Below are 16,613 nucleotides of genomic sequence, written 5' to 3' on the forward strand. Positions count from 1 at the left end.
GTAAATTCATGGCTGATTAAGAAAAAAGTGAACGGGTATGGCCGTTTTCACTGGGTGGGTATAGACCGTTTTTTCTAACCAGAATCGATTACAAAAATATTGTAGTTGACAGTCTGCAATTTTGTCAAAGAAAAAAAGGCATGGAAATTTTTGCATGGTGCATTATGACTAACCACGTGCATTTGATTTTCAGAGGCATAAATCAACAAAAACCAGAATTACTTTTAGGGGATTTTAAGCGTTTTACAAGCAAAGAAATTGTTAAGGCAATTATTGACAACCCAAGAGAAAGTAGAAGAGAATGGTTGTTGGAACAGTTTGAAAAGGCTGGAAAAGAATCATCTAATGTAAACAAATATCAATTTTGGAGACATGATAATAAACCAATTGAATTATGGAGCAATAAGGTGATAGATGAAAAAATCAACTATATCCATAATAATCCTGTTGAGGAGGGGTTAGTTTATAAACCAGAAGAGTATGTTTACAGTAGTGCTAAAGATTATGCTGGAGAAGTAGGATTAATAGCAGGGGTGATAGTTGTATATTAGTTGAGTCACACGATACAATCGTGCGACAGTGGAGGGATGCTGCCGGTAACAAACTGGCTAAATGGATTGATGGTAGCAACACCACCACAGAATACATTGCTAACCTGGTTTACACCAACGATAAAATCAGTTTTTTCTCCACCGAGGAAGGCAGAGCCATACCTGTTGGTGAAAGTGGTAGTATCAACTGGCACTTTGAGTACAATCTGAAAGACCACCTTGGAAACACACGTGTTACCTTTGGCGGAAGCAACCTGGGCGGGGCTGTTGACCTGGTACAAGCCAGCTCTTATTACCCGTTTGGTATGGTAATGGCCCAAAATAATTTTAACACCGGAGGTACAAACTACCAACTAAACAAGTATATTTATAACGGTAAAGAACTCCAGGATGACGATCTTGGAGGGGTGAGTTTGGACTGTTACGATTACGGCGCACGGTTCTATGACCCTAGTCTGGGGAGGTGGCACTGCGTGGATCCGTTGGCGGAAGTTAATCGTAAGTGGTCTCCTTACCGCTATGCCTATAACAATCCGCTAAGATTTATTGACCCTGATGGGATGTTGGAAGATTGGTGGGTTAATGGAGATACTGGTGAATTGACACATACAAATGGTGATGCCAAACCTAATACTGATAGTGAAAAAATGAAATACCTTGGTGAAGATGGAATGTTTGGGAGTGAAGGGGCAGAGGTAGAGGAAAGTGATGGGAAAAATAATACAGAGACAACATTATCGTTGGGTAAATCGGTTGATTTGGCAGAAGAAAATGGATATGAACTTAAACCTGAGAAAGTGCTAACAGAAATATCCGTACAAACAAAAGGAATGGTAACACCATCAGGAACAGTTAAAGTACGTGATGTTTCAAAAACTGAATTTTGGGGCGATTTAACCTACGTTAAGAATGATAAATTAGAAAAAAGTGAAACAGAACATTTAGCTCAAGTTGGAATACGAGATGGTAGTCGAGATTATTTTTATGAAGAACGCTCTTACTACTCTCCAACAAAATTTCAAAAAAGTTTAAATACGGTAATGAATATGGTAATACCTGGTGGATTTAAAAAACCTAGTGTGAAAATAGGTAAGAATAAAATACCCAAAAGTAGTAAGCTTTATAACTTTAAAGATAAACTCTAGAAAAAACTATGAATCATAATATTTATGTGAGGTTTGTAATGTACAGTTTGATTATAGGATTCTTTTTAACTGGGTGTACTGTTACAAATAACTTTAAAGGATATGAAACATTCAAAAAGTCTGTTTCACCTGAGGTTTTTAAGAATTTTCCAATTGATAAGAAAAAGATAATAAATGACAGCTATGTTCAGTTGGTTAACTTTCCGACTTCTTTTACTTCGTTAGGCCATTGTGGTTTGTTTATGTGTTACAAAGTTGATTCAGTGACTTTTAAGGAGATGAATAAACTAAGTAAGAGTAGTGTTGCTAATCTAGATACTAGTTGTGTTATTAAATTCCCGTCAAGCATAAATAAGCCTGAATTTTGTACCATTAATTATATTGTCCCAAATATTTCGGATAGTACTATCGACCTTGATAGTTTAATTACAATAAATACATCAAATATTCATATTTTTAATTCGGGTGATGGAAAATATATTGATAATGAATTTTATGAAGTAGATAAGGAAACTACAAAAAAACATGGTTTTTCAAGTGGCGTTTTTGTAGAAAATAAATCTAAGACTTTACTTTATTGGATATTAATTTGGTAATAAAGTTCAGATAAAAATAAACCATATACAGGATTTTTTTTCTTTTCTTTTGTTCTTGTATTGATAAGCTTGGTTTTTCTCTTTATCAAAGAGTTTAACTGTTTACGGAATTTTAGAAGAGTGTTTCCTATTCAAAAGGAAATGTAAACGATCCAAGATATCTGTTTATGTAGAATTCTATTTAGTGCATTAAGCAATACTAGTGCTGCAAAAGATTTACAAAGCCATGTTTTAATAATATGGCTTTGTATTTTTTAGTTCCCAAAACATTATTCAGGGGATATAAGTGTTTTTGTGGTTTACCAGCTTTATAATTCTATACAAAATCTATTGTCAGCAGGGAAACTTACAGTAATGGTGGATCAGCTCAAAGGAAATACTTTGTTAGTTGTTAGTGATCCAATAGCGTTTGATGTTCCTGTGGGTTCAACTTCTGATGATTTCATCGAAATTGCTTTACAGTCAGGGGCGAGAAATGGCAGGTTGGGTACCGTAAAACTTATCACTAAATATACAGGGGGAGTATTATCTGTTGCAAGCATAGTCGTAGCAGGAGTTCAATATAAATATGATCCTAACTATGGTTACGCTTTGGGAGGCAAAGACAACGAATTGGCATTAGATACCTCTTTTGGTGTTGCTGCGTTTTTCTTTCCAGTAGGAACGGTAGCTTCTGGTTTATATTTCGGTTTTTATAAACCCGGGGTAAAAAGTACATATGAGTTTAATACTCCTTACGAAGAAAGAATTGGTAGAGGAGATAGCAGATATAATAATAGTCGGTTTAGAAATAGGGGTTCAAAATAATGTAGATATTATAATATGGTACTTTTTTATGGGATATATTGGGAAATAGTTAAGTTCATTGAGAAACGTGGATATCACGAGTTTCCGAACAAGTTTTCTTTCGTTATAATATCTTTTTTTATTTTAATGAATATACTGCCTTTATATTTTAATCTAACAGAAATGATAAATCCAAATATCCACATAAATGGATGGTTAGGTGGATTTTTATTTATACTACCTGTATTATTGTTTTGTAATATAATGTTGTATTTTGTTTTTGTGTTTAAAAGGGATGTGAAAAAGTACATTAGGAAATACATTAATAAACCAATCCAATTCCGAATTGGAGTTAAAATTTTATCTATCTTATTTGTGTTAGTTTCAATAAGTTTGTTTTACATTGGTATATTATCCAATAACTAAGGCCCTGCTATCGCACGAATTTTTCGTGTGATTAAGAGGTAAATCACGAAAGACGGCTGTTAGCGCTGAATTGTATTCAGTGCAATAAGCCTTAAGGAAATCAAAACCATGAAAGCTGCATTTAGAAATAGTGCAGCTCTCTTTTATTTTGTGAGGGTTTGTAACCCGGTTATGATAAACCGTTTTCAAGTACGGATTGCAAATCCTTAGCTGTTACTATACGAGCAAGAGTTTTTTGAGTGGTATATTTTGTTAAATTTATATGATGCTTATTGCACGGATGGATATCCGCGCCAACAAGGGAACCCCAGCTAGCGCGGATCTGTGATCCGTGCAATAAGCGAGATTTAAATTAAAATTAAGAAGAGCTGCAATTTGGTAAGTTGCAGCCCCCCGCTCGCTCGGATATGTAAATTAAGCACCACGGCTGTTAGTGCGGTTTTGCAAACCGTGTAATAAGCAAGTTGTAAATAACAACAAGAGCTGCAATTATAAAAAGTTGTGGCTCTTTGTTTTATAGCTTAGTAATTGCCTGCCTGTCGGCAGACGGGTATTCCGAATAACTTAATGGTTTCACTTCCCTGATTGTACATTGTCGCTAACATGTTTACTTTTATACTACAAATTAACCTTAAAACTTAAGCCATGTCCGACAAATACAAAATATTTGATAACCAGTCAGCTTACTTTATTACAATGACAACGGTAGGTTGGATTGATGTATTTACTCGTAAAAACCATAAAATGGCAATTGTTGACTCGTTAAAGTATTGTCAAAAACACAAAGGATTGGAAATTTATGGATGGTGCCTAATGCCAAGTCATTTACATGCCATTGTTAGCGCAGCTGAAGGTTTTGTGTTAAGTGATATACTTAGAGATTTTAAAAAGTACACAAGTAAAAAGATTGTGCAACAAATTAAAGACGAACCAGAAAGCAGAAGAGAATGGTTGCTGCCATTGTTAAAACAATACTGTATAGACTTAAAACGTGACCAAAAGTACAAACTATGGCAAGATGGCAATCACGCAGAGATTATATACAGCAATAAGTTCTTCGACCAAAAATTGAATTATATCCACCAAAACCCGGTTGAAGATATGATGGTTGCCTATCCTGAAGATTATCTGTTTAGCTCAGCCCGTAATTATGCTGAGTTGCCTTATTTGTTAGAAGTTATATTGGAATCGCAACAGATGGTTACCTATGCTTAAAATGAAGGATTACAAATCCTTATACCCGAATTCATTTGTTATAGTTCTTTAACTGCCAGGTTTCATTAGATTTACATGGTGGTTATTGCACGGATGAATATCCGCGCTAACTGGATTATCAACAGGGTAATCCATTTTTAAGGCTTAACTAAATAAATACCACCACTCAACGAAAACCAAAACTGAATATTAATCGTTAACTTTGTAAAGGATATAAACAATAGAAGTTATGAATGTAGTTGAGAAAAGAGATTTTATTCACAGTCATTTGCACCGGGCAAACGAAAGAACTATTAATGAGTTTTATGAGAAACTTCGTAAAGAGGAAGTTTTACAGGAAAAATTAGAAAGTAGAGCCTTAAAATCAGAAAAAGATATCCAATTAGGAAGAGTTTTTTCTCGCGAAGAAATAGAGCAAAGAATAGATAATACCGGACATTAATGAAGCTTGTCTATACCGAACAGGCTCTTGCCAGCCTTGAAGAAGCGTTAGGTTTTATCGCACCAAGGGTATCTTATCAAAAACTGAATGAAATCAAGAATAATATCCTGGATGCAGCAGAAACCCTTCTTTTACAACCACAGCAAGGACAAAAGGAACCACTTTTGGAACATTTAGGCTTAGAACATCGTCGTTTAATAGTAAGCCATTATAAAATAATTTACCGGATTATCAAGGAATATATTTACATCACAGATGTTTTTGACTCAAGGCAAGACCCTGATAAAATGAAAGGTTAAGTAATTAGAACGGTTCCTGCACCCTTACCTGCTCAGTTAAATATACTTTAGCTCCCGCAAACAAACAGCGTTCTCTCTATCAATAAGGGTGTCCTCCCAATATAAAACAGCGTCCTCCTTGGGATGATGGCAAAAAACTAAAGGAGGATATAATAAAATGTCGGGAGGGAACAGTGAAAATTGGGAGGAGCCAAAGAAACAAGCGGAGGACAAAGAAATAGCCGGTAGGCTTGCGAATTCCAGCCGGAGGGTAATGAGTTAGTGATTTTTATAACGTTTATTCTTAATAAATGTAATAGCTATTGACAACTACTGTAGGCTCGGACATGTAAATTAAGCACCCCGGTTGTTAGCGCTAAATTGTAAACCTCTGCTAGGGCGGTGCAGGCTGTGCAATAAGCAGCATGAGCATAAAAACAACAAGCGCCACATTTTAAAAAGTGTGGCGCTTGCTTTATTTTGTGAGGGTTTGTAACCCGTTTGTTTTATAGTAATGCTTGCAGTTTAGTTTTAGTAATAAAGGCATCTAAAAAGGTAAAAACCATTTTCCCAGCTCGCTCGGATATATAAATTAAGCAACACGGCTGTTAGCGCGGTTTTGCAAACCGTGCAATAGGCAAGCTGTAAATAATAAAGAGCTGCAACTTAAAAGGTTGTGGCTCTTTGTTGTGTTTGGTAGGAATTGTATTCTGGTTCTAAAATATGTTTTCAAGTTCGGATTTCAAATCCTTAGCGGTTGATTGCAGGGCAACAAATTATGGCTTGATTAGATTTATATGGTGGTTATTGCACGGATGAATATCCGCGCTAACTGGAGTAATTTTAACACCGGAGGTACAAACTACCAACTAAACAAGTATCTTTATAACGGCAAAGAGCTCCAGGATGACGATCTTGGAGGTTTAAGTTTAGATTGGTATGATTACGGGGCACGATTTTATGACCCTAGTTTGGGAAGGTGGCATGTTATCGACCCTATGGCGGAAAAGTATGCGAGCTTGTCCACTTATGATTATGTAGGTGGCAACCCAATAAACAGATTCGACCCTAACGGAATGGACTGGTATATGACAGAAACTGATTCTTCATATCAATATGTATGGGTAGATAGCCAAGATGAAACTACTGATATTGATGGTACTACTTATACAAATCAAGGTAATACAATGAGTCTCAAATATGGAGACCGATATTTCCATTATTATCAGAATTACATGGTTGGAAGCTCAGCAAGAGAAATAAATGTAATGGATTTGGTTTTAGGCAACCAGAGTACTACCAATCAACTTCTAAATAGTTTAGACGGAAAATATGCAAATGTTCTTTTTGCTCAGGCTGTAAATCATGCAATAAATACCGACGGTACGGCTACTGCTTTGGCTACCTTAGCTGTGCCAGCTAGCATTATTGGGGCAATTGAGGCTGCACCCTTTTTATTACGTAACTCTGCGTATTTAAAAGACTTTATAGGTTGGGAAGGAGGTGTATCTGAGTATGTTAATCAACTTATAAAAACAGGTAACCCATTAGATGCTGCAAAGAATTTTAATTTTACTTCACTATTAGCCGGTAAGTATGGCAAATGGGGTTCATTGCTATCAAGTATGTTTATAAATCAATCAAATATACAAAATGGAGTAACAATGCAGAACATGCATGCAGGAGTTGTTTCAAGAGGTGTTAGTTCAGGATTCTCAATATATACAAGTGGTCAAATAGGAAACATCAATAAAGGTTTTGGATCAGGTTATACTGTTCTCTTTGGTATTATATTAGGAAATGCACCAAATCAATAATAGATGAGAAAGAATATAGGTTTTATTGTGTTTGTTGTGATTTCTGTATTGTATGTGGGAATCACACTATTTAGGAACAAAACAGAGTTTCCTGTTTTGTTTGAAGAATATGATTATACTTTTTGCTTAACAACAGGTAAAGGCTACGGACATCAACATTTAAGTACATCTGTTGTTTATGAATATAGAGTTAACGGAGAAGTATTTAAAGGTATTAGTGCTGTAGATAACGTTAGCGAGTTGAAAATCCCAGGCGGCAAATACCTTATAGTATATAGCAAAAAAGATCCTGCTTACCATGTTTTTTTTAAGAGAGAGGTAACGGTAGCGAATTTAAAAGGTATAAAAGTTAGTAGAGAAGAACTGAAAAAAAAGTTCGATGTGAATAGTAAAGCCAAGAAAAAAAATAGAAGAAAAAAGAATAAAGAGAAGGTTCCTTCGGTTGAAGTACCAGATTTAACAGTAAGCCCAAATTAGGTCTTTTAAGAGATAACAACAAAACCCGGCATTGACCGGGTTTTGATTTATAATAATGCTAGCAGTTTAGTTTTTGTAGCATGCGGAAGTTTGTAACCCTATATGTACTTTTTAAAGCTCAACTAACTCATGTCCCCCCGCTGTCGCACGATTGCATCGTGTGACATAGTGATTTAGCTACATAAAACAAAGGCTGCATTAGAATATAGTACAGCTTTTTGTTTTAAATGGATTTTTAGCTTGTTTACAGTGCAGCAATATTTTCATTAAAGAAGTCTTTAAATTTACGTTTAGTAAGCATGGTATCAATGATATTAAAAACGGTGTCCTTGTCCTTCTCGTCCAGCTCCTGAATTAACTTAACCTGTTCAATCAACCCTTTGTCCTCTATGGTTACTTCTTTGGGCACATCGCCTTCAAGGTTTACAATCTGGTCAATGGTTAAGCCGTAAAATTTGGCCATTTTATCCAAGATATCTACAGATGGTTCTACAATACCTTTTTCAAGTTTATTATAGTGCGCAGGTTTTAAACCAATCTCAGAGGCTACTTGCTTTTGCAGAAAGCCTTTGTCTTCTCCTGCTCGCTCGTATATATAAATTAATAAAGACGGTTGTTACCCTAGTAGGCTCGGATATGTAAATCACTAAAGACGGCTGTTAGCGCGGTTTTGCAAACCGTGCAATATGCAAACTGTAAATAATAAAGAGCTACAACTTTAAAAGGTTGTGGCTCTTTGTTGTGTTTGGTAGGAATTGTATTCTGGTTCTAAAATATGTTTTCAAGTTCGGATTTCAAATCCTTAGCGGTTGATTGCAGGGCAACAAATTATGGCTTGATTAGATTTATATGGTGGTTATTGCACGGATGAATATCCGCGCTAACTGGGGTAAACTATTTAATATGCGGATTGCAAATCCTTAGCTGTAGTGTAAAGAGAAGCAGCTTATGGTTTGATAGATTTTATTAGATTTACATGGTGGTTATTGCACGGATGAATATCCGCGCTAACTGGAGTGACAGAATCTACTGTTCGGTCTAGTCCAGTTCAGAGTGCTGCTAATTCCACAGTTAATTTTATTGAGGAGATAAAAAAATATTGGTAGTCAAATGAAGATTTTTTTTAATGTTTGCATTCTTATTGGGTATATTTTGTTTGGTACTTTTTGGTTAATATCATCTTATGATATTATAACAAGAAACATTTGGTTTGATTTCTTTACAATAGATAAGGTTAAAGTATCTAAATTTGAGAGTAAGCTTAAATCAGAAAGTAAAAACATATACCACGTTGAATACCTTTATATAGTGGATTCAATACAATATAAGGATGAGACCACCGCATTTAAAAGTGCTTTAAGTAAAATTGAGGATAATTCAGGGGATATATTTGTGTATTACAATAAGACACTTCCAAATGTTAGCCATATAGAAGGTTGGGAAATCAAAGACTATTATAAAATGTCCTTTATTGCATTTTCATTCTTTTTGTTACTAATCTTTTATATTGACAAAAAAGTAGATAAAGAAAAGTGGATTAGAAGATATTCAAGATAGCCATCCTGTAGGCTGGGATATGTAAACCCGCTATCGCACGATCAATGTCATTAAGTTAAGAAAACTCATATTATGTTCCTGTTGTTTTTCAACACCTTAGGTTTTGTGCGTTTTCTGAATTTATCAACATCTCTGTGATATTCCCCAGTAGGCTCGGATATGTAATCCCGTAGGCGCGGATCTTCGACCCTAGTAGGCTCGGATATGTAAATCACTAAAGACGGCTGTTAGCGCGGTTTTGCAAACCGTGCAATAAGCGTTAAGAGCATAAAAACAACAAGCGCCACATAGTAAAAAGTGTGGCGCTTGATTTGTTTTGTGAGGGTTTGTAACCCGGTTATGATAAACTATTTAATATGCGGATTGCAAATCCTTAGCTGTAGTGTAAAGAGAAGCAGCTTATGGTTTGATAGATTTTATTAGATTTACATGGTGGTTATTGCACGGATGAATATCCGCGCTAACTGGCCTGTTTGGCTTTAAAGTTTTGCACCACGTTGTTGTCAATTAGTAAAAACAGTTTCTTGCGAGTGTAGCTGTCGAGCTGCTCAATGTCCTCAATCCTTTTTAGTACCTCTTTTTCGTGGTTGGAGAGCTTGCCATTGCTGACCAGGTAATCAATCGAAACGTAATACACCTTGGCAATTTTTAAAAGTATCTGGATGGACGGCAAGTTGACGTTACAATCGAATTTACCGAATAGAACACCCCGGTTCATGATTGTATCATCTACCATCAAGCCCATTTGACAGGGTGCTGACTTACATAATACCTTAAGCTTTGTTAATGTGAATGCAAAATCATGATTATTCGGGGGTAATAACTATCTTTGCGCAAAATTTAATACTATTATTATAAACCCATTAAGCCACTGTTTAATGCAAGAGAAAATACTTATTCTTGATTTTGGGTCTCAATATACCCAGTTGATCGCCAGAAGGGTGCGAGAGTTAAATGTTTATTGTGAAATTCATCCATACCATTCGATTCCGGAACTGGACGAGGGTGTTAAGGGTGTAATCCTTTCTGGAAGTCCATACAGTGTAAGGGATGAAAATGCGCCTGTACCGGATTTAAGCAGTTTTAAAGGCAAATTGCCTTTGTTGGGCATTTGTTATGGAGCGCAGTTTTTAGCCCAGCAGTTTGGAGGAGAGGTAAAGCCGTCCAACACACGTGAGTATGGTCGTGCTAATTTGGGTTTTATCGATAGGGGAAACGATTTGATGACTGGTGTGCCAGAGCAGTCCCAGGTGTGGATGTCACATGGCGATACTATTGTTAATTTGCCTGATAACTATTCGGTTATAGCCAGTACCGAAGATGTTGGTGTTGCAGCCTACGAAATAAAAGATGAATCTACCTGGGGGCTTCAGTTCCATCCTGAGGTTTATCATTCAACCGATGGTAAAACCATTCTGTTCAATTATATAGTTTCTATATGTGGTTGTAGCCAGGATTGGACACCGAATTCGTTCGTTGATTCGACCGTGGCAGAGTTAAAAGCTAAATTAGGCGACGATAAAGTTGTTCTTGGTCTGTCGGGTGGAGTTGATTCCTCCGTAGCAGGTGTGCTATTAAATAAGGCAATCGGCGAGAATTTAACATGTATTTTCGTAGATAACGGATTGTTGCGTAAGAACGAATACCAGAATGTGTTGGACTCATATGAACATATGGGCCTAAACGTTATTGGTGTGGATGCCAAAAAAGATTTCTTGGACGAATTGACCGGAGTTTCAGATCCTGAAACAAAAAGAAAAATTATAGGACGCGTATTTATCGAGGTTTTTGATAGGGAAGCGCACAAAATACAGAATGTAAAGTGGTTGGCACAGGGAACCATTTATCCTGATGTGATCGAGTCGGTTTCGGTAAACGGACCGTCGGCCACCATTAAGTCGCACCATAATGTGGGTGGACTGCCCGAAAAGATGAACCTTAAAGTGGTTGAGCCACTTAACCTATTGTTTAAGGATGAAGTGCGCAGGGTAGGTAAGGCCATGGGTATTTCCCCTGCTTTGTTGGGGCGTCACCCATTCCCGGGGCCAGGTTTGGCTATCCGAATTTTGGGAGATATCACCGAGGAGAAGATTAAAATCCTCCAGGAGGTGGATCACATCTTTATTCAGGGATTAAAAGACAATGAACTTTACGATGATGTTTGGCAAGCAGGAGTAATGTTGTTACCTGTGCAGTCGGTAGGAGTAATGGGCGATGAGCGCACTTACGAGAGCGTAGTGGCACTTAGGGCCGTTTCATCAACAGATGGCATGACGGCAGATTGGGTGCATTTGCCATACGAGTTCCTGGCTAAGGTTTCAAACGATATTATCAACAAGGTTAAAGGTGTCAACCGTGTGGTATACGACATTAGCTCAAAACCGCCTGCAACCATCGAGTGGGAATAAAATCATGTTAGATAGCATACCAAAGACCGGAACTTTTCCGGTCTTTTTTTGTTCAATATTTACCTGAATCATTGTTTTGTTTCTATCTTTGTTTGTTACACACAACATTATTACTCACTTTATAAATTTGTCATGAAGAATTTAAAGGGTATGTTGCCTCGATATATTAGTATCTGTATTTTGTTAATGGTGGTAAGTGTTGCTATTAACGCTCAGAAATTTGATAGAGACTTACAAAAACTTCAGCTGGCTTACAAGTTGATATCCACGTTTTATGTTGATAGCACCAACGACGAAAAATTAGTGGAGGATGCTATTACCGGCATGTTGACCAAATTGGATCCTCATTCCGTTTATATTTCAAAAGATGAGGTAAGCCGAATGAATGAACCGTTGGATGGTAGTTTCGAAGGTATCGGGATACAGTTCAATATTTTTAAAGATACATTGATGGTGGTTTCTCCAATTTCGGGCGGGCCATCGGAGAAAGTTGGCTTACAAGCGGGAGATCGGATACTGGTAATTGATGGTGAAAACGTAGCTGGTGTAGGACTTAAGAACACGGATGTATTTTCAAAGTTGAAAGGGAAAAAAGGTACCAAAGTTAAATTGCAAGTTCAAAGAAAGAATGTTAAAGGCTTGATTTCGTTTACGGTTACTCGCGATACAATTCCAATATATAGTGTTGAAGCCTCCTATATGGCAACGCCCGACATTGGTTACGTCAAGATTAATCAATTCTCTGCCACAACGCATTCCGAGGTGGAAAATGCCTTGGAAAAGCTAAACGAACAAGGAATGCAAAACTTAATTCTGGATTTAAGGGGAAACCCCGGAGGTTATTTAAAAGCTGCTATTGATATTGCCGATGAGTTGTTATCCGAAAAGAAACTGATTGTGTACACCGAAGGTCTTACCAATCCTCGTCGTGAATATAAATCTTCCAATAAAGGTTTGTTTGAGTCTGGCAAAGTGGTGGTTCTGATTAACGAAGGTTCTGCCTCAGCCAGCGAAATTGTTTCCGGTGCGGTGCAGGATTGGGACAGAGGTTTGGTGCTAGGCCGCCGCAGTTACGGAAAAGGACTGGTTCAACGTCCGTTAAATTTGCAGGATGGATCCATGATCAGATTGACAATAGCCAAATATTATACGCCTTCCGGAAGATGCATTCAAAAACCTTACGAAGAAGGTCTTGAGGCTTATCAAAAAGAAATCTACAAAAGGTATGATACCGGCGAAGCGTTAAACAAAGACAGTGTCCACCTGAACACGGAAGAAAAGTTTTATACCAAAACCAAGCAAAGACTGGTTTATGGTGGAGGAGGAGTGATGCCCGATCTTTTTGTGCCGGCAGATACAAGCGGTTATTCCGACTACTATCGCGATTTGGTGGCTTATGGTATATTTAATCGTTTTGTTTTGAATTATGTGGATACCCACCGTAAAAAAATGGAACGTATGTATGCAAACTACGATCAATTCAGCAAAGGTTTTGTGGTAAACGAACAAATTGTGGAGGAATTAATTGCAGAAGGGGATAAAGAGAAGCTTAAATCCGATGTGGAGGAGTTCAGGAAAGTCTCTCTACCCCTAATAAAATCACAGATAAAAGCACTCATCGCACGTAACATGTGGACTTCGAGCGAGTACTTTCAAACAATAAACCCTACTACTGATGTCTATAATAAAGCAATTGAGATACTTTCAGGGGGAAATGAATATACAAACTTATTAAATTGATGATCGAAATTCAGTTTTCCTGGGTCGAGTGGTTCGGTTTTGTAACTGCCCTGGTGTATTTGTACTTTTCAATAAATCAAAGAATATGGCTTTGGCCGATGGGAATATTGTCATCGGCTTTTTATATAGCCGTTTTTTTCGATGCCCGATTGTATGCCGATATGGTATTACAAGTATATTATTTGGTGGTAAGTATACTGGGATGGATTATGTGGAGAAGAAGACAAGTAGAAGAACATGCGTCCAAAATCCAGATCAATAAGCTGGATAAAAACATGACATTAAAATTGCTGTTGTCATTTGGGGTTTTGTACGTAGTATTAGCGTACGTTTTAATTGAAGTACCTCCATGGGTAGGTATTGCATCCTCCGATTTACCTTATTGGGACGCGTTTACAACAGCAGCAAGCTTTGTGGCCACCTGGATGTTGGCAAAAAAACTCATCGACCAATGGTTGATTTGGATCGTAGTTGATTTTGTGTCAATGGGTATGTATATTTATAAGGGATTGTATGTTACAGCTATCTTGTTTTTTGTTTACACAATTATGGCCATCTGGGGATACCTTTCGTGGTGGCGCGACTATAAACAATACGAGCATAGCCTTACATAAAAGATAAATAGCGTATAATTCAAATGAAAGTAGTTTTAACAGGGCCGGAATCTGTTGGTAAATCAGTACTAACCAAACAACTGGCTTATATTTACGACGGGGTATATACCGAGGAGTTTGCACGAAAATATATTGAAAAGCTTGATGTGCCATACGGCTATCAGGATGTTGTTAATATAACTAAACAACAGTTAAAAGAGTACGATGAAATGCAAAAATATGATGGTTTTTGTTTTTTTGATACTTACCTTGTCATATCAAAGATATGGTTTTTACATGTATTCCATAAATTGCCCGAATGGTTTGAGGGTGAATTTGCCCAACGACCGGTTGATTTATATCTGTTATGCAAGGACGATATTGACTGGAAACCGGATTTGGTAAGGGAGAATAAAGCTATTAGAAGCCTTTTGTTTGAAAAATACAAGCAACAACTCGACGATTATGGTTTTGCATATAAAATAATAGAGGGAAGTGGTGAACAAAGGCTTTTAAAGGCAGTTGATGCTATAGATGAGAAATTAAAAAAATAAGATATGACCACATTTAAGTATCCTGGCGTACTTCAGGAAACTATTAAAAAATTGGCAAATGAAGAATCGTACAAAGCGGTTTGCCATACCCACTTTTTTGAATATCCGATGCCCTCTAGCGAGACGCTGGCAGAAATTGTAAACCTGGCCAGGGAGATCATATTTCCGGGTTATTTTGGAGATTCTCCCGTTCGCTCCGAAAGTATTTATTATTACCTGGGGGTGAACACGGAGCGGTTGTTTGAACTGTTGAATAAACAAATATTGGCTGGCCTATGTTTTCAGTGCGAAGACAGCAATTCAGACAAACTCCGGTTGCATAAGGAAAGGGCATTTGAGCTAACAAAAAAGTTTGTGGCGTTACTCCCTGAGCTGCGAAGAGCACTCACAACAGATGTGGATGCCGCATTCGTGGGCGATCCCGCCGCAAAGAGCAAAGGAGAAGTCATATTCTGTTATCCGGCAATAAGGGCTATTTCCAGTTATCGAATTGCACATGCCTTGGTCAATTTGGAAGTGCCAATCATCCCCAGAATGATATCGGAAATGGCGCATTCGGAAACTGGGATTGATATTCATCCAAAAGCGAAAATAGATAAATCTTTCACCATTGATCACGGCACGGGAGTGGTGATTGGAGCCACATCCATTATTGGTAAAAACGTAAAACTTTTTCAAGGGGTTACCTTGGGTGCAAAAAGTTTTCCTTTAGATGAAAACGGAAACCCAATTAAAGGTATACCCCGTCACCCAATTGTTGAGGACGATGTTGTTATTTACTCGCAAGCCACCATATTAGGAAGGATTACAGTGGGCAAAGGATCGGTTATTGGTGGTAATGTTTGGGTAACCAACGACGTTCCGCCCGGATCGAAAATAGTTCAATTTAAACCGCGAGATATTCTTTTTGCAGAAGGAGGTGGAATATAAAAGGGGAAATTGGCTGTTCATACCATATTATCGTTCATCAGTCATGGTGAATAAGTTATTTAAAAAATTGATGTTCGAATGGGTTTGTACAATAGTCAATTTTTATATATTTGTGATAAGCAATATTAGAATAGAAAATGGCATTTAACATTAAGGAGTGGTATAACGAAAAATTGGAGGGAGAAGTGGTTTTAAACTTCAATGGTAGCATTACTCCTGACCTAATAACTGAGGCGCTCGAAACTATTGAGAAGAGTCTTAACCTTAAAAACGAAAAAAACAAGGTTAGGAAAAAGGTGTACAATGTTTTTGTTGAATGCCTGCAAAACCTTTACCATCACGTAGATAAACCACCCATAGATTTGGACTTGGTTCAAAAAGATAACTTCGGCGTTATTATTCTGAGTAAGGATGGCTCTTTTTATAGAATCTCTACCGGCAACTTTGTCGACAAAAACAAAATTAGCGTAATTAAAGACAGGATTGATCAAGTGAACTCTTTAACGGATAAGGAGATTCGCATGCTTTATTTGGACATTATGAGTAACGGTGAATTTTCCGACAAAGGTGGAGGAGGATTAGGAATGCTGGATATTGTCCGGAAAACCGGAAATAAGTTGGAGTACTATTTTTATAAGTACAACGACAATCATATATTTTTTTCATTAGACGTTTATATTAGTTAAAAACACCATATAGTTTTACCAATATGGAAACAATAGTAAGAGAAGGAACACCTAAAACCCCATTTGTTAGGTTTGACGGTCAAAAGGGCATAATTGAGATTAAAGGTAGATCTATACCCGAAAATTCTATCGAATTTTATAAGCCATTGATTGATTGGCTTGAAGAATACGGCAGTGTCGGAAAGGATGAAACTGCTGTTAATGTGCAACTCGAGTATTTTAATACCAGTTCGTCCAAGTGTATACTGGATATTTTTAAGAAGCTTGAGGTTTTGTTCAAGAAAGGACAAAAGGTTGAAGTGAACTGGTATTACGAAGAGGATGACGAAGATATGTTCGAAGCCGGAGAAGATTACCAGTCCATTATTAATATACCTTTTAAAATGATTGAAATGGAAGAGTAGTAACCTCT

The 16,613-nt window shown here is 37.2% G+C and carries 19 protein-coding genes; 17 read left to right on the plus strand and 2 right to left on the minus strand.

The window, feature by feature from the left end; translation table 11 throughout:
• Positions 1-98 precede the first annotated feature (98 nt).
• The 9 genes from ACRD64_RS07515 to ACRD64_RS07555 all read left to right on the plus strand — a co-directional run bounded on the left by ACRD64_RS07515 (position 99) and on the right by ACRD64_RS07555 (position 7,733).
• Positions 99-551 carry a transposase gene (locus tag ACRD64_RS07515; RefSeq protein ID WP_430932831.1) on the plus strand — a complete coding sequence of 151 codons (453 nt, stop codon included), beginning with the start codon at positions 99-101 and terminating at the stop codon, positions 549-551.
• Positions 552-571: 20 nt separating this feature from the next.
• Positions 572-1,696, plus strand: coding sequence for an RHS repeat domain-containing protein (locus tag ACRD64_RS07520; RefSeq protein ID WP_430932668.1), 1,125 nt, complete (start codon positions 572-574; stop codon positions 1,694-1,696).
• A gap of 8 nt (positions 1,697-1,704) precedes the next feature.
• Positions 1,705-2,292 (plus strand): hypothetical protein, encoded by a 588-nt coding sequence (locus ACRD64_RS07525; RefSeq protein WP_430932669.1) that lies wholly within the window; start codon positions 1,705-1,707, stop codon positions 2,290-2,292.
• 330 nt (positions 2,293-2,622) lie between these two features.
• Entirely contained in the window at positions 2,623-3,099 is a 477-nt protein-coding gene (locus ACRD64_RS07530) for a hypothetical protein (protein ID WP_430932670.1), read from the plus strand.
• 1,050 nt (positions 3,100-4,149) lie between these two features.
• Positions 4,150-4,719, plus strand: coding sequence for an REP-associated tyrosine transposase (locus ACRD64_RS07535; RefSeq protein WP_430932671.1), 570 nt, complete (start codon positions 4,150-4,152; stop codon positions 4,717-4,719).
• Between the two features lie 229 nt (positions 4,720-4,948).
• Positions 4,949-5,161 carry a hypothetical protein gene (locus ACRD64_RS07540; RefSeq protein WP_430932672.1) on the plus strand — a complete coding sequence of 71 codons (213 nt, stop codon included), beginning with the start codon at positions 4,949-4,951 and terminating at the stop codon, positions 5,159-5,161.
• Entirely contained in the window at positions 5,161-5,460 is a 300-nt protein-coding gene (locus ACRD64_RS07545) for a type II toxin-antitoxin system RelE/ParE family toxin (RefSeq protein ID WP_430932673.1), read from the plus strand. The genes ACRD64_RS07540 and ACRD64_RS07545 overlap by 1 nt, the downstream gene beginning before the upstream one ends.
• 776 nt (positions 5,461-6,236) lie before the next feature.
• Positions 6,237-7,256 (plus strand): RHS repeat-associated core domain-containing protein, encoded by a 1,020-nt coding sequence (locus tag ACRD64_RS07550; protein ID WP_430932674.1) that lies wholly within the window; start codon positions 6,237-6,239, stop codon positions 7,254-7,256.
• A gap of 3 nt (positions 7,257-7,259) precedes the next feature.
• Positions 7,260-7,733 carry a hypothetical protein gene (locus tag ACRD64_RS07555; RefSeq protein WP_430932675.1) on the plus strand — a complete coding sequence of 158 codons (474 nt, stop codon included), beginning with the start codon at positions 7,260-7,262 and terminating at the stop codon, positions 7,731-7,733.
• 244 nt (positions 7,734-7,977) lie between these two features.
• Here ACRD64_RS07555 and ACRD64_RS07560 read toward each other — a convergent pair whose 3' ends face one another.
• Positions 7,978-8,334: a helix-turn-helix domain-containing protein gene (locus ACRD64_RS07560; protein ID WP_430932832.1), complete on the minus strand. Its 357-nt coding sequence runs from the start codon at positions 8,332-8,334 to the stop codon at positions 7,978-7,980.
• A gap of 509 nt (positions 8,335-8,843) precedes the next feature.
• Between ACRD64_RS07560 and ACRD64_RS07565 the strand changes: the two genes are divergently transcribed.
• Positions 8,844-9,290 carry a hypothetical protein gene (locus tag ACRD64_RS07565; RefSeq protein ID WP_430932676.1) on the plus strand — a complete coding sequence of 149 codons (447 nt, stop codon included), beginning with the start codon at positions 8,844-8,846 and terminating at the stop codon, positions 9,288-9,290.
• A gap of 460 nt (positions 9,291-9,750) precedes the next feature.
• Here the strand turns inward: ACRD64_RS07565 and ACRD64_RS07570 are convergent, their stop codons facing one another.
• Positions 9,751-10,026 (minus strand): hypothetical protein, encoded by a 276-nt coding sequence (locus ACRD64_RS07570; RefSeq protein WP_430932677.1) that lies wholly within the window; start codon positions 10,024-10,026, stop codon positions 9,751-9,753.
• Between the two features lie 142 nt (positions 10,027-10,168).
• Between ACRD64_RS07570 and guaA the strand changes: the two genes are divergently transcribed.
• The 7 genes from guaA (at position 10,169) to ACRD64_RS07605 (ending at position 16,605) form a co-directional block, all read left to right on the plus strand.
• On the plus strand, positions 10,169-11,698 hold the full coding sequence (gene guaA, locus ACRD64_RS07575) for a glutamine-hydrolyzing GMP synthase (RefSeq protein ID WP_430932678.1): 1,530 nt from the start codon (positions 10,169-10,171) through the stop codon (positions 11,696-11,698).
• 132 nt (positions 11,699-11,830) lie between these two features.
• Complete coding sequence (locus ACRD64_RS07580) at positions 11,831-13,438, plus strand: S41 family peptidase (protein WP_430932679.1); 1,608 nt, start codon at positions 11,831-11,833, stop codon at positions 13,436-13,438.
• Positions 13,438-14,052, plus strand: a complete 615-nt coding sequence (pnuC, locus tag ACRD64_RS07585; RefSeq protein ID WP_430932680.1) for a nicotinamide riboside transporter PnuC — start codon at positions 13,438-13,440, stop codon at positions 14,050-14,052. The genes ACRD64_RS07580 and pnuC overlap by 1 nt, the downstream gene beginning before the upstream one ends.
• 23 nt (positions 14,053-14,075) lie before the next feature.
• Complete coding sequence (locus ACRD64_RS07590) at positions 14,076-14,585, plus strand: AAA family ATPase (RefSeq protein ID WP_430932681.1); 510 nt, start codon at positions 14,076-14,078, stop codon at positions 14,583-14,585.
• Positions 14,586-14,588: 3 nt separating this feature from the next.
• Positions 14,589-15,515: a serine O-acetyltransferase EpsC gene (epsC, locus tag ACRD64_RS07595; RefSeq protein WP_430932682.1), complete on the plus strand. Its 927-nt coding sequence runs from the start codon at positions 14,589-14,591 to the stop codon at positions 15,513-15,515.
• A gap of 137 nt (positions 15,516-15,652) precedes the next feature.
• A complete protein-coding gene (locus tag ACRD64_RS07600) occupies positions 15,653-16,201 on the plus strand; it encodes a SiaB family protein kinase (protein WP_430932683.1) in 549 nt (182 codons plus the stop codon).
• A gap of 23 nt (positions 16,202-16,224) precedes the next feature.
• On the plus strand, positions 16,225-16,605 hold the full coding sequence (locus ACRD64_RS07605; RefSeq protein ID WP_430932684.1) for a DUF1987 domain-containing protein: 381 nt from the start codon (positions 16,225-16,227) through the stop codon (positions 16,603-16,605).
• Positions 16,606-16,613 lie beyond the last annotated feature (8 nt).

Source organism: Saccharicrinis sp. 156, from assembly GCF_050589685.1.
GTDB lineage: Bacteria > Bacteroidota > Bacteroidia > Bacteroidales > Marinilabiliaceae > Saccharicrinis.

Excerpts from the sequence above, each read along its gene's own strand:
- ACRD64_RS07525 (WP_430932669.1), top strand. The coding sequence starts at position 1,705 with ATGAATCATAATATTTATGTGAGGTTTGTAATGTACAGTTTGATTATA.
- ACRD64_RS07535 (WP_430932671.1), top strand. The coding sequence starts at position 4,150 with ATGTCCGACAAATACAAAATATTTGATAACCAGTCAGCTTACTTTATT.
- ACRD64_RS07540 (WP_430932672.1), top strand. The coding sequence starts at position 4,949 with ATGAATGTAGTTGAGAAAAGAGATTTTATTCACAGTCATTTGCACCGG.
- ACRD64_RS07545 (WP_430932673.1), top strand. The coding sequence starts at position 5,161 with ATGAAGCTTGTCTATACCGAACAGGCTCTTGCCAGCCTTGAAGAAGCG.
- ACRD64_RS07550 (WP_430932674.1), top strand. The coding sequence starts at position 6,237 with ATGGTGGTTATTGCACGGATGAATATCCGCGCTAACTGGAGTAATTTT.
- ACRD64_RS07555 (WP_430932675.1), top strand. The coding sequence starts at position 7,260 with ATGAGAAAGAATATAGGTTTTATTGTGTTTGTTGTGATTTCTGTATTG.
- ACRD64_RS07565 (WP_430932676.1), top strand. The coding sequence starts at position 8,844 with ATGAAGATTTTTTTTAATGTTTGCATTCTTATTGGGTATATTTTGTTT.
- ACRD64_RS07570 (WP_430932677.1), bottom strand. The coding sequence starts at position 10,026 with ATGGTAGATGATACAATCATGAACCGGGGTGTTCTATTCGGTAAATTC.
- guaA (WP_430932678.1), top strand. The coding sequence starts at position 10,169 with ATGCAAGAGAAAATACTTATTCTTGATTTTGGGTCTCAATATACCCAG.
- ACRD64_RS07580 (WP_430932679.1), top strand. The coding sequence starts at position 11,831 with ATGAAGAATTTAAAGGGTATGTTGCCTCGATATATTAGTATCTGTATT.
- pnuC (WP_430932680.1), top strand. The coding sequence starts at position 13,438 with ATGATCGAAATTCAGTTTTCCTGGGTCGAGTGGTTCGGTTTTGTAACT.
- ACRD64_RS07590 (WP_430932681.1), top strand. The coding sequence starts at position 14,076 with ATGAAAGTAGTTTTAACAGGGCCGGAATCTGTTGGTAAATCAGTACTA.
- epsC (WP_430932682.1), top strand. The coding sequence starts at position 14,589 with ATGACCACATTTAAGTATCCTGGCGTACTTCAGGAAACTATTAAAAAA.
- ACRD64_RS07600 (WP_430932683.1), top strand. The coding sequence starts at position 15,653 with ATGGCATTTAACATTAAGGAGTGGTATAACGAAAAATTGGAGGGAGAA.
- ACRD64_RS07605 (WP_430932684.1), top strand. The coding sequence starts at position 16,225 with ATGGAAACAATAGTAAGAGAAGGAACACCTAAAACCCCATTTGTTAGG.